We start from the raw sequence: 12,211 nt of genomic DNA, 5'->3' as shown, positions 1-12,211 counted from the left end.
TTGGTGGAAGCGGGCGCGAGTCTACGCAATCGTCGGAGTCGCCGCAATCGCACCGATGGATGCGGGCGGAGGGATTAATGAGGCTGGATAAAAGAGGGTGGATGAAGGGAATGGAAGAACCGCTTCCGGATCACTGCACCTTCATCGCTCCCGGCTTGGCCGGCAGCCGGTCGAGCAGTTCGCCGATGTAGGCGGTTTCGTCCTTGCCGGCCATGGCAGCGAAGCCCTTCAGCATCTGGCCGCCGAAGGTGAAGACGCTGGCGAGGTCGATGCGCCATGCCCCGCCCTCGCGGACGAAATCGGCAGGAACCAGCGCCGGCCGGTTGTCGACCATCAGCAGGCCCGACGCCCGGTCGCCCTTCACCCGCACCGGCCCCAGCGCGCTGCGGGAGATGACGTTCGGCCCGAGCCAGCCGGCTTTCAGCGCATGGTTGGCGATGTCGCCGACCGACATGCGCCGCAGGTCCGCCGGGCCAAGATAGCGGCGCAGCCCCATGGCGGCGAAACGCTCCGCCGGCTCCAGCCGTTGCAGGGGCGCATCGCCGGGCTGGCGGGCGGCGTCGCGCACCGACTCCAGCGTCTTGACCGAATTGCGGGTGAGCAGCGGGATCACCGCCGACCCACGCTTCTCGGACAGCGCCGTGCGGGCGGCGTCGAAGGTGGCTGCGACCTCGCGCTCCTCCGGCGTTTCGCGCGGCGGGGCGGCGAAGCTGGTGGCGGCGGCGATCAGGACGAAGAAGAAGGCGAGAAAGGCGACACGCATACCGGAGACAACCCGAACAGGGGGGAAAACGTCACGCCTTCTCCTCGACGCCGAAAAATTCGAGCTGCCAGCGCATCTCTTCATCGGTCATCGGATAGTGCGTGCCGTCCCGAGCATTAAGCGCTGTTTTTGGCGGAATCTGGGCAAGCCGCAACTGAACCTGCCGGGCGAAGCGCATGGTCAGCCCGGCGCGCCAGACCAGGGCGGTGACGGCGCGCGGCGCATGGGTGGCGACGATGCGGTCGACCACCGGCAGCGGAATCTGCGAAAGCTCCGCCAAGGCGGCCATGACAAAGCCGCGGTCGCCCTCCACCATCGAGCCCTCGATCAGCTTCTCGGTCAGCTTGCCTTCCTTGTTCAGGCGTGCCGCCTTGTCGCCGGGACGCTCGACCGGCTTCTCCGGCCCGGCGGCGGCACCGCCGACGGCCTCCTCGCCGAAATCGACCGGGCCGAGCGGCAGGCCGGGCGGTGCGCCGGCTGCCTGCCCCACCCGCTGGCGCACCGCCTCCACCAGCCCGCGCGTGGCGTCGGGGTCGAGGTCATCGCGATCCTGCAGCACCTTCAGCAGCTTGTCGGCGACGAAGCTGGCCAACCGCGCCACCGCACGGGCCGGCAGCCGCGGTCGGCGGACCAGCGGCGAATGCCAGGGTTCGTGCTGCGGCGACTGATCGAGGATGCGGTCGAGCGTCTCTTCGCGGATCTGGGCCGACGGGTTGCCGAGCAGCGCCGTCACCGCCGCCTCGTCGTCCGAGCGCGCGATGGCGTCGGCGACGGAGGCTGTGACGTTGTGCCGGCTGGCGATGGCGGTCATCGCGCCCCGCACCGGCCCCTTCATGATGATGTCGGTCAGATCCTCCTCGGTGAGGATCGGCGAATGCTGCAACACGGGCGCGCAGACCGACAGCTCGACATCGCGGGCCAGCCGGTTGATCACGCCGTGCGGCGCGTTGGGCAGGTCCTTCAGCGCTTCGGCCAGGATGCCGCGCACCTCCGTCGCCTGATCGCGGGCCAGCGTCTCCAGGCATTCCACCGTCAGCCGTTCGATCTGCATCGCCTGATCGGCCGACAGCTCTGGCAGCAGGCGGGCGATCTTCCGCGCCACCGCCTGCCGCACCATGACCTCGCGGTCCTTGGCCAGCAGCAGGTCGGCTTGCCGCGGCGTGCCGGCGTTGGTGGCGATGGCGCGCCGCACCTCGGCCGCGGCATCGGCGGCAAGGAAATACAGCAGCTCCGGCCGGGTCTTGGGATGCTCGGCAACCTTCCGGCGAACCGCCGGATCCTCGCTCTGCACCATCCGCTTGGCGGATTCGTAGTCGGCGGGGTCGAGGGTTTCGGGACGCGGATTGGCGGGCGGGGTCACGGTATAGGCTCCGCGGCGGAAACATCGGAGGAGGATGCCTGAGCGGCCGCCCGATAGGCGGGGGCCAGGGCGAAATGGCCCTTGCCGCTCTTCTTGGCGTCGTACATGGCGGCATCGGACCGGTCGGTCAACTCCCGCACCGATTCGCCGCGGCCGGGGGTGTGGACGGCGATGCCGATCGACAGGCCCAGCGGCTTCTCGGGACTGGCCGACAGGTGGGCCAGATCGCGCATGCCGTTCAGCAGCCGTTCGGCGACGATGCGGGCCTTCGCCTCGTCGGTGCGGCCCAGCCACAACACGAACTCGTCACCGCCGAGGCGGCCCGGCAGGTCGCCCGGCCGCACCCCGGTGCTCAGCAGCGTGCCGATGGCCTTCAGCACCGCGTCGCCCTGCTGGTGGCCATGCAGGTCGTTGACCGCCTTGAAATTGTCGAGGTCGACATAGAGCAGGGCCGACGGCCCGCTGTCCGGCCGGGAGATCGACTCCTCCAGCCGTTCGAAGAAGGTGCGGCGGTTGAACAGTCCGGTCAGCCCGTCGCGCTCCGACAGGCGGCGCAGCCGCTCCTGGTAGGCGAGATGGGCATGCGCGATGCCGATATGGTCGGCCACGCCCGACATCAGATGGCGGTCGTCTTCGTCCCACGGCTCGGAATCGCCGGCGCGCCAGACCAGCAGCGCGCCGTTCGCCGCCTGCCGGTACTCCGTCCGCTCGCCGATCAGCTGCACGTCGCCCAGCCGGTCGGTCACCAGCCCTTCGCTGTTGGCGATGCGGTCGAGCAGGGCGGTGCCGACGCCCGGCAATTTGGCGCCGAACTCCGCCACCAGCGACAGCACGACACGGCTGCCCCCATTGCCGCCGGCCGCACCCTCCTCCGCCCGATAGATGCGGCAGCCGTCGGCGCTGAGCGCCCGCGCCGTTTCCGTCGCGGCCACGGCCAGCGCCTCCGCGGCGTCGAGCCTGTCGCGCAGGGTATGGACGATGTGGCCGAGCAGCCGTTCACGGTTCCGGATGCGCGCCAGCTCGTTGGAGCGCAGCACCTGTTCGGTCACGTCGCGGCAGACGCCGCGGGCGCCGATCCAGTCGCCCTGCACCCCGAACAGCGGCAGGGCGGAGGCGACGACGCAGGCCGGCGTGCCGTCGGCGCTCTTCAGCCACAGCTCCGTCTGGTCGATCGCCCGGCGGCAGTCGAACGGCATCGGCAGGTCTTCCGCCTCTTCCAGCGCCAAGCTGCGCGGGTCGCGGCCGATCAGCGCGTCGGCCGGATAACCCAAGGCACCCTTATGGCTGACGAAGACGAAGGTGCCGTCCGGCCCGGTCTCCCAGGCGAAGTCGGAAGAGACCTCCACCAGATCCTTGTAGCGCCGCCGCGATTCGGTCAGCGTGTGGCGCAGCTGGCGCTCCAGCGTGTCGTCGCGGCCCAGCAGCAGGAACCCGCCGTCGGGCAGCGGCACGCCGGCCCATTCGACGATCATGATCCCGCGCAGCGATTCCACCGGCACCGAGCGCAGCCCCGGCGCCACGCTGGAGGCCGACAGCCAGTTGCGCAACTCCGGCAGCCAGCGCGGATCGCTGTCCATCATGTCTTCCGCCTCGGCATTCGCTTCGGCGACGGCCAGCGCCGAATCCAGCCGCAGGGCCGGGCCGGGATACAGCGCGACCAATGGCACGGGGCCGGTCTGGCCGCCGGTGGCGGCGGAAGCGGTGGCAGAGGTACCGGTGGTCAGAAGAAGGTCCACGGCAATCCCAGAGGGCAATCCACGAGGCTTGCGGGCCACGAGGCAGGCGGAGCGGAAACCTTTGGCTGTAAACCATTACAAGGTCTGGTCCATGCTACCTCTTTAGGGGTTAATCTTCAATCAACCAACGACGCGGGAGACTCCCCATAGCGTCGGCTTGGCCAAAGGGCGGCTGCGCGCCTGCGACCATGTGAAGCGCCTTGCGGCCGGACGGCGGCGGCCCCATTCTTGTGGGATGACCGTCCCGACCTCCCCCCAGGACAGGGCCGCCGCTCCGGCGCCCAGCTCCACGACCGGTTTCACGACCGGCTCCACCTCCGGCTCCGCGCCCCATCCCCTCGCCGCCCTGCGCAACCGCGCCGTGTGGATCTTCGACCTCGACAACACGCTCTATCCGGCGTCCTGCAACCTGTTCGCCCAGGTCGACCTCCGGATCAACGAGTTCATCGCCACCCATTTCAACATCGGGATGGACGAGGCGCGGGTGCGGCAGAAGCACTTCTTCCGCGAATACGGCACCACGCTGCGCGGCCTGATGATGGAGCATGACGTCGATCCGGTCGCCTACATGGACTATGTCCACGACATCGACGTGACCGGGGTCCAGCCCTCCGCCCTGCTGGCCGACGCGCTGGCGCGGCTGCCCGGCCGCAAGATCATCTACACCAACGGCTCGGTCCGCCATGCCGAGAACGTCGCCGGCCGGCTCGGCATCCTCGACCGGTTCGACGCCGTGTTCGACATCGCCGCCGGCGGCTTCGTGCCGAAGCCCGATCCCCGCCCCTATGCCACGCTGGTGGAACACCACGGCGTCGATCCGGCCGACGCCTGCATGGTGGAGGACATCGCCCGCAACCTCGCCCCCGCACACGCGCTGGGCATGACCACCGTCTGGGTCCGCGGCGAGAAGGAATACGAGAAGGCCGGTGTCGGCGCCGGTGTCCACATCGACCACACCGTCGACGACCTGCCCTCCTGGCTGGCGGCGGTGGCGGGGGTTTGAGGGGGCAGTCCGGGGGCTTTGTCGCAAACCGGCCGATGCCGGCCGCGGGTATGGTTGACAGGGGCGGCGATGCGGCTCCATGGTGCCGTCCCTTGGACAATCGACAGCAGAACGACCGCGCCATGAGCCACGCCAGCCTGCAAGCCACCATCGACGCCGCCTGGGAAAACCGCGCCGATCTCACCACCGCCACCACCGGTTCGGTCCGCGACGCCGTGAATTCGGCGCTGGACGCGCTGGACGCCGGCGATCTGCGCGTCGCGGAAAAGACCGCGGACGGCTGGAAGGTCAACCAGTGGCTGAAGAAGGCGGTGCTGCTGTCCTTCCGCCTGAACGCCAACGAGATGATCCCCGGCGGCCCCGGCGGCTCCTCCTGGTACGACAAGGTGCCGCCGAAGTTCGAGGGCTGGAGCGAAGGCCAGTTCCAGAACGCCGGTTTCCGCGCCCTGCCCGGCGCCATCGCCCGCAAGTCGTCCTATGTCGCCCCCGGCGTCATCCTGATGCCGAGCTTCGTCAATGTCGGCGCCTATGTCGACAGCGGCACCATGGTCGACACCTGGGTCACCGTCGGCTCCTGCGCCCAGATCGGCAAGAACGTCCACCTGTCGGGCGGCGTCGGCATCGGCGGCGTGCTGGAGCCGCTGCAGGCCGATCCCGTCATCATCGAGGACAACTGCTTCATCGGCGCCCGCTCGGAGATCGTCGAGGGCGTGATCGTCGAGGAAGGCGCCGTCATCTCGATGGGCTGCTACATCGGCGCCTCGACCAAGATCATCGACCGCCACACCGGCGAGATCTTCATGGGCCGCGTCCCGGCCTATTCGGTCGTCGTCCCCGGCTCGCTGCCGGGCAAGCCGCTGCCCGACGGCACGCCGGGCCCGAGCCTGTATTGCTGCGTCATCATCAAGCGCGTCGACGAGAAGACCCGCTCCAAGACCGCGATCAACGACCTGCTGCGGGATTGATCCGCCAATAGACCAAGCGTCACCCCCGCGAAGGCGGGGGTCCAGGCGTCGCATACAGCATTCCGGCCCTGCACCTGGATCCCCGCCTTCGCGGGGATGACGACCGGCGGAGGCCGGGCCGGTTGGAAAAGAGCCGCATGACCATCGACCCCGTCGCCCTCGCCCAGGATCTGATCCGCTGCCCCAGCGTCACGCCGCGCGACGACGGTGCGCTCAGCGTGCTGGAGGCGGCGCTGGCGCCGATGGGCTTCACCTGCCACCGCCTGCGCTTCCAGCAGGAGGGGACCGAGCCGGTCGAGAACCTCTATGCCCGGCTCGGCACCGAGGGGCCGAACTTCTGCTTCGCCGGCCACACCGACGTGGTGCCGCCGGGCGACCGCGGCTGGACCGTCGATCCCTTCGCCGGCGAGGTGATGGGCGGGCGCCTGTTCGGCCGCGGTGCGGTGGACATGAAGGGTGCCATCGCCGCCTTCGTCGCCGCCGTCTCGCGTCGGCTGGAGGACGGTCCGCCCGCCGGCTCGATCAGCCTGCTGATCACCGGCGACGAGGAGGGGGTTGCGATCAACGGCACCCGCAAGGTGCTGGAGTGGATGGCCGAGCGCGGCGAGCGCATCGATGCCTGCGTGGTCGGCGAGCCGACCAACCCCAAGGCGCTGGGCGACATGATCAAGATCGGCCGGCGCGGCAGCCTGACCGGCTTCCTGACCGTGTTCGGCGCGCAGGGCCACGTCGCCTACCCGCATCTGGCCGACAACCCGCTGCCGCGGCTGGTCCGCATGCTGGCCGCCATCACCGAAGACCCGATGGACGAAGGCACGGCGCATTTCCAGCCCTCTACCCTGGCGCTGACCACCATCGACGTCGACAACACGGCGACCAACGTCATCCCGGCCCAGGGCAAGGCGACCTTCAACATCCGCTTCAATGACGCCCACACCCCGGCCGGCATCGAGGCGTGGCTGCGCCGGACCTTCGATGCCGTCGGCGGCGCCTATGAGCTGGAGGTCTACTGCTCCGGCGACAGCTTCGTCACCCCGCCGGGTCCGCTGACCGAACTGGTGGCCGAGGCGGTGGAGGGGGTGACCGGGCGCCGGCCGGAATACTCGACCACCGGCGGCACGTCGGACGCGCGCTTCATCAAGAATGTCTGCCCGGTGGTGGAATTCGGGCTGGTCGGACAGACCATGCACAAGGTGGATGAATATTGTTCGGTGGAGGATCTGCGCCAGCTGACCGCCATCTACGAGTCGATCCTGAAGGGCGTGTTCACGCGCCTTGCCGGGTGAGAGGTCTGACCGGGACACCACGATGCCGCTGACCACTCCCGCCATCCTGTCCGCACTGACCGGCGCCTGGCGGTTGGCCCGCTTCGACCGGACGGGGATGGAGTTCTTCGACCGCACGCCCGACGGCGCGCTGAACTCCTTCTACGCTGCCCTGGTGGTGTTGCCGGCCTATGCGCTGCTGCTGGCGATCCGCCTGTGGGACCAGTTGGACGGCACGCCGGTCCTGCAACTGGTGACGGTGGAGGGCATCGCCTATGTGGTCAGCTGGACCGCCTTCCCGCTCGCCCTGTTCCGCATCGCGTCTCTGCTGGGCAAGGAGCAGCTCTATCCCGGTGCGCTCGCCGCCTACAACTGGTCGGCGGTTGTGCAGATGGCGATCTATCTGCCGGCCATCCTGTTGTCCGCCGCCGGCCTGCTGCCGTCGGGCGTGTCCGAAGCGCTCGTCTTCGGCGTCATGATGGCGATGCTGACCTACCAGTGGTTCGTCCTGCGCACCGCCCTGTCGCTGTCGGGTCTTGCCGCCGCCGCGCTGGTGATGCTGGACCTGTTCCTGTCGGCCGCGATCAGCGATCTGGCGGACGGGATGCTGTGAGGGCCACGGAAGCCCTCACGACACCCGACTCCACAATCACCCCTGCGTGCTGACGCCTGCGTCGGCGAAGGTTGCCATCCCGGCGTGGCAGGCGACGGCCGACTTGACGATGTTGATCGCCAGCGCCGCACCGGATCCCTCGCCCAGCCGCATGCCGAGATCGAGCAGCGGCTCCTTGCCGATCAGCTGCATCAGGCGGCTGTGGCCCGGTTCGACCGAGCGGTGGGCGACCATGCAATGGTCGAGCGCGCGGCGGTCGGCCTTGTAGAGCACCGCGGCGGCGGCGGTGCAGGCGAAGCCGTCGAGCAGCACCGGAACGCGGGCGACGCGGGCGGCCAGGATGGCGCCGACGATGGCGGCGAACTCGTAGCCGCCCAGGCAGCGCAGCGCCTCGAACGGGTCGTCCTTGGCCTGCGGGTTGGCGGCGACGCCGGCCTCGACCGCGGCGATCTTGCGGGCGAGCCCGTCGTCGTCGATGCCGGTGCCGCGGCCGGTCCAATCGGCCGCCTCGCCGCCGAACAGCGCGAGGCAGAGCGCCGCTGCCGAGGTCGAGTTGGCGATGCCCATCTCGCCCAGCGACAGCAGCTGGACGCCCATCTCCACCGCCATCATGCCGTAGGCCATGGTGCGGCAGCACTCCTCCTCACCCATGGCCGGGCCCTGGGTAAAGTCGGCGGTCGGGTTCTCCAGGTCCAGCTCGTAGACGCGCAGGTCGGCGTCGGCCACCTCGCAGAGCTGGTTGACCGCCGCCCCGCCGTTCTGGAAGTTGGCGACCATCTGCACCGTCACCTCGGCCGGATAGGCCGAGACGCCGCGGGCGGCCACGCCATGGTTGCCGGCGAAGACGGCGACGCGCGGGCGGCGGGCTTCGGCCGGGTGCTGGCCCTGCCAGGTCGCCATCCACTGCGCGATCTCCTCCAGCCGGCCGAGCGAGCCCGCCGGCTTGGTCAGCTGCCGTTCGCGCTGGAGGGCCGCGGTGCCGGCCTCCAGGTCGGGGCCGGGCAGGTTGCGCACGAGCGCGCGGATTTCCTCGAAGGTGACGGCGGGCTGCTGGTTGCTCATGATCGGTCCTGAGGGGTGAGCGCCAAAAACGGCGCGACCTTGCACCCATCCGGCGATCAAGTCAAAGCGCCAGCGTAGGGCATTTTGCCCCCTCCCCGCTCCGCTTCCAGCGTCAAGCCGCCTTGGAGACCGCGTCGGTTCCGGCCGCGCCCGCGGTGGCGGACGCGACCGGCGTCGCCGATTCGGAGCCGACGATGCGGCCCAGACCCAGCCCGAAGCCCACGGCGACGCCGGTGCCCGACGACTGGTCGGTCCGCACCGGCTCGTCACGCATGCGGCGATGCTCCTTGTCGCGCAGGCGGGCCGGGCGGCCGCTGACGCTGTCGACTTCGTCCGGCGTCTCCAGCGCGTTCAACGCCAGCACCTGGTAGATCGACAGCGGCGTGCCGTTCAGCGCCTTGGCCGGGGCCGTCGGCACCTGGGTGGTGAAGCCGTCCGGCATGTCCTGCTTGCGCACCGCGTCGTTCGCCACCTGGGCCGGGGCGAAATTCGCCATCGGGTTCTCCGAGAACTTGGAGGCGAAGCGGTCGTAAATCTCCTTCAGCGACTTCGCCTTGCCGGTGGCCTTGTCGTAGAAGACGTTCTTGTTGGCGGCGGCGGCGTCGGGGAAGACGTCGCGGGCGGTGCGGCCGGGGTTCTCCTGCATCGCGTTCAGGAACTTCGAGGCACCGCCGGCCCCCAGGAAATGCGCCATGTACAGCTCGGTCGAGCCGATCTTGCCGTCCACCGTCTCCTCCAGATACTCCTTGTTGTCGCGGGTGTATTCCGCGGCCATCAGGGCCGACGCGGTCGGATCCTTGCGCAGCTCCAGGATCTCCTTCTTCATCTCCGGATCGGAGACATAGGGCCGGCCGTCGCCGCGGGTCTGGATGGCGTTGGCGTATTTGCCGTAGCCATGGTCGGCGCCATGCTCCTTCATCGTCTGCAACCAGGTGCTGTCGATGAACTGGTAGAGCCCCGTCGCCGAAGAGGAGGAGGACTTTACGTCCGTGCGGTACCCGCTCTCCACGGCAGCTTTTTCCATGAGGTAGGAAAAATCGACCCCCGTCTTCGCGCTGGCATTGCGCACGGCAGCCTCCACGGTGGCCGGCCCGCGAGAAGCGCCGGCGGCCTGGGTGGCGGCATTGCTGAGGTTGCCGAGGGCGGAAGCGTAGGTCATGGGTCGATCCCCGTGTGAAGGCCCCGGTGGGAGGCGTCCTCTCCTATGCAGACGCCGTGCCAGTCGGCTGGGGGGTTGATGCTGCCCCATGGCTGGCCTAGCCTTGGTGAAGGGGATGGACGCGGCATCCCGCCCTCTCGCCAAGCGCCATCCGATGCTGTATGTTGACCTATAGGTAAACCAAACAATTCGCCCCCATAAATCCGTCCTGGGAGACTCGCCCCGCCATGACCTACACCGCTCCGGTCGACGATCTGCGCTTCGTCCTGAACGAGGTGGTCGGCCTCGACGCCATCGCCGCCCTGCCCCACTGCGACAGCGCCGCCCCCGATCTGGTCGACGCCATCCTGGAGGAGGCCGGCAAATTCGCCTCCGGCGTGCTCGCCCCGCTGAACAGGGTGGGCGATAAGGAAGGCGCGAAGCTGGAGAACGGCGTCGTCCGCACCGCCACCGGCTGGAAGGAGGCCTATGGCCAGTTCACGGAAGCCGGCTGGAACAGCCTGCCCTTCGAGCCGGACTATGGCGGGCAGGGCCTGCCCTGGACGGTCGCCTTCGCGGTGAACGAGATGTGGCAGGCCGCCAACCTGTCCTTCGGCCTGTGCCCGCTGCTGACCCAGGGTGCGGTGGACCTGCTGACCGAGCATGCGAGCGACGAGCAGAAGGCGGTCTATCTGTCGAAGATGATCTCCGGCGAATGGACCGGGACGATGAACCTGACCGAGCCGCAGGCGGGCAGCGACCTCGCCGCGGTGCGGACCAGGGCGGTGCGGGCCGGCGACGGCAGCTACCGCATCAGCGGCCAGAAGATCTTCATCACCTATGGCGAGCATGACCTGACGGAGAACATCGTCCATCTGGTGCTGGCCCGCCTGCCCGACGCCCCGGCCGGCATCAAGGGCATCAGCCTGTTCATCGTGCCGAAATTCCTGCCCAACCCCGACGGCACGCCGGGCCAGCGCAACGACCTGCGCTGCGCCAGCCTGGAGCACAAGCTGGGCATCATGGCCAGCCCGACCGCGGTCATGGCCTACGGCGACGACGAAGGCGCCATCGGCTACCTCGTCGGCGAGGAGAACCGCGGCATCGAATACATGTTCACGATGATGAACAACGCCCGGCTCGGCGTCGGCATCCAGGGCGTGGCGATTGCCGAACGCGCCTACCAGCAGGCCCGCGACTATGCGAAGAGCCGCGTGCAGAGCAAGGATCTGGCCGATCCCAAGGGCTCCGGCGTCGCCATCATCAAGCATCCGGACGTGCGCCGCATGCTGCTGGACATGCGGGCCAAGACCGAAGCCGCCCGCGCCCTGGCGCTCTATGCCGGCACACAGTTGGACATCTCCCGCCACCACGAGGATGCGGGCGTCCGCGCCGCGGCCACGGCGCGGGTCGATGTGCTGACCCCCATCGTCAAGGCGTGGTCGACCGACATCGGCTGCGAGGTGGCGTCCACCGGCGTGCAGATCCATGGCGGCATGGGCTTCATCGAGGAGACGGGGGCCGCCCAGCATTACCGCGACGCCCGCATCACCCCGATCTACGAGGGCACCAACGGCATCCACGGCAACGACCTGACCTTCCGCAAGACCGGCCGCGACAAGGGGGCCGCCGCCCGTGCTTTCGTCGCCGACATGCGGGCGACGGTGGAGGAACTGGGGGCCGCCCCCGGCGACGATCTGGCGGTGATCCGGACCGAGCTGTCGGCCGGTCTAGACGCGCTGGACCGCGCCATCGACTGGATGGTCGCGACCCAGGCGGAGGGCGACCTGCAGGGTGCCGCCGCCGGTGCCGTGGCCTACCTGAAGCTGTGGGGCACGGTTGCCGGCGGCTGGATGCTCGCCCGCTCGGCGATGAAGGCGATGGAGGGTCTGCGCCAGCCCGGCGCCAACGCGGCCTTCCTGGAAACCAAGCTGATCGTCGCGCGCTTCTACGCCGAGCAGGTCCTGGCGACCGCCCCCGCCCTGCTGCCGACCATCGCCAGCGCCCGCAACACCGTGATGGCGCTGAGCGAAGACCAGTTCTGAGGTCTGCACCCCTGTTTTGCGGGGGTGGATGGAACGTTTGAAACGCCGTGAAACGGTTTTCCGGCCCCTGTTCAACTGTTCAACGCCGCCATCGCCATGGCGGCGTTGAGTGGTGAAAGGGGTGGGAAACCGGGCAACGGGGGACATGGGGGCTCCGCGAGAAAGCAGGACGTTAATCCTATATCCAGCAGATGCTTCAGACAACGTTCCGCCGAAAATCGGGCCAGACGGTATTCGCCCTCAAGATGGCATCCTGCCAAA

Annotated in this window: 10 protein-coding genes; 5 read left to right on the top strand and 5 right to left on the bottom strand. The window is 69.0% G+C overall.

Annotation, left to right across the window (positions count from 1 at the left end; genetic code table 11):
- Nucleotides 1-130: 130 nt before the first annotated feature.
- From TSH64_RS27515 to TSH64_RS27505, 3 genes are read right to left on the bottom strand one after another with little or no spacing between them, the layout of a single operon-like run.
- A complete protein-coding gene (locus TSH64_RS27515; RefSeq protein WP_109449967.1) occupies nt 131-763 on the bottom strand; it encodes a hypothetical protein in 633 nt (210 codons plus the stop codon).
- A 31-nt stretch (nt 764-794) separates the two neighbouring features.
- Nucleotides 795-2,123 carry a DUF2336 domain-containing protein gene (locus tag TSH64_RS27510; protein ID WP_109449965.1) on the bottom strand — a complete coding sequence of 443 codons (1,329 nt, stop codon included), beginning with the start codon at nt 2,121-2,123 and terminating at the stop codon, nt 795-797.
- Nucleotides 2,120-3,859: a sensor domain-containing diguanylate cyclase gene (locus TSH64_RS27505; RefSeq protein ID WP_109449963.1), complete on the bottom strand. Its 1,740-nt coding sequence runs from the start codon at nt 3,857-3,859 to the stop codon at nt 2,120-2,122. Before TSH64_RS27505 ends, TSH64_RS27510 begins: the two co-directional genes overlap by 4 nt.
- Before the next feature lie 235 nt (nt 3,860-4,094).
- Here TSH64_RS27505 and TSH64_RS27500 point away from each other — a divergent pair, with 235 nt between their 5' ends.
- From TSH64_RS27500 to TSH64_RS27485, 4 genes are all read left to right on the top strand, one after another.
- On the top strand, nt 4,095-4,862 hold the full coding sequence (locus TSH64_RS27500) for a pyrimidine 5'-nucleotidase (protein WP_109449961.1): 768 nt from the start codon (nt 4,095-4,097) through the stop codon (nt 4,860-4,862).
- Nucleotides 4,863-4,984: 122 nt separating this feature from the next.
- Nucleotides 4,985-5,827, top strand: coding sequence for a 2,3,4,5-tetrahydropyridine-2,6-dicarboxylate N-succinyltransferase (gene dapD, locus TSH64_RS27495; RefSeq protein WP_109449959.1), 843 nt, complete (start codon nt 4,985-4,987; stop codon nt 5,825-5,827).
- 137 nt (nt 5,828-5,964) lie between these two features.
- The gene (gene dapE / locus TSH64_RS27490) at nt 5,965-7,113 is read left to right on the top strand and encodes a succinyl-diaminopimelate desuccinylase (RefSeq protein ID WP_109449957.1); all 1,149 of its coding nucleotides are present in this window, start codon (nt 5,965-5,967) and stop codon (nt 7,111-7,113) included.
- 22 nt (nt 7,114-7,135) lie between these two features.
- Nucleotides 7,136-7,705, top strand: a complete 570-nt coding sequence (locus TSH64_RS27485) for a hypothetical protein (protein WP_109449955.1) — start codon at nt 7,136-7,138, stop codon at nt 7,703-7,705.
- 36 nt (nt 7,706-7,741) lie between these two features.
- On the opposite strand, the gene cobT is transcribed toward TSH64_RS27485, so the two are convergent.
- Both cobT and TSH64_RS27475 read right to left on the bottom strand, forming a co-directional pair.
- Nucleotides 7,742-8,767, bottom strand: coding sequence for a nicotinate-nucleotide--dimethylbenzimidazole phosphoribosyltransferase (gene cobT / locus TSH64_RS27480; protein WP_109449953.1), 1,026 nt, complete (start codon nt 8,765-8,767; stop codon nt 7,742-7,744).
- A 112-nt stretch (nt 8,768-8,879) separates the two neighbouring features.
- A complete protein-coding gene (locus TSH64_RS27475) occupies nt 8,880-9,926 on the bottom strand; it encodes a transglycosylase SLT domain-containing protein (protein WP_109449951.1) in 1,047 nt (348 codons plus the stop codon).
- A 227-nt stretch (nt 9,927-10,153) separates the two neighbouring features.
- Here TSH64_RS27475 and TSH64_RS27470 point away from each other — a divergent pair, with 227 nt between their 5' ends.
- A complete protein-coding gene (locus TSH64_RS27470; protein ID WP_109449948.1) occupies nt 10,154-11,950 on the top strand; it encodes an acyl-CoA dehydrogenase in 1,797 nt (598 codons plus the stop codon).
- The last annotated feature ends 261 nt before the right edge of the window (nt 11,951-12,211 follow it).

It is taken from the genome of Azospirillum sp. TSH64 (genome assembly GCF_003116035.1).
Lineage (GTDB): Bacteria > Pseudomonadota > Alphaproteobacteria > Azospirillales > Azospirillaceae > Azospirillum.
Note: the sequence above shows the minus strand (reverse complement) of the source record. Positions and strands in the feature narration are given on the sequence as shown.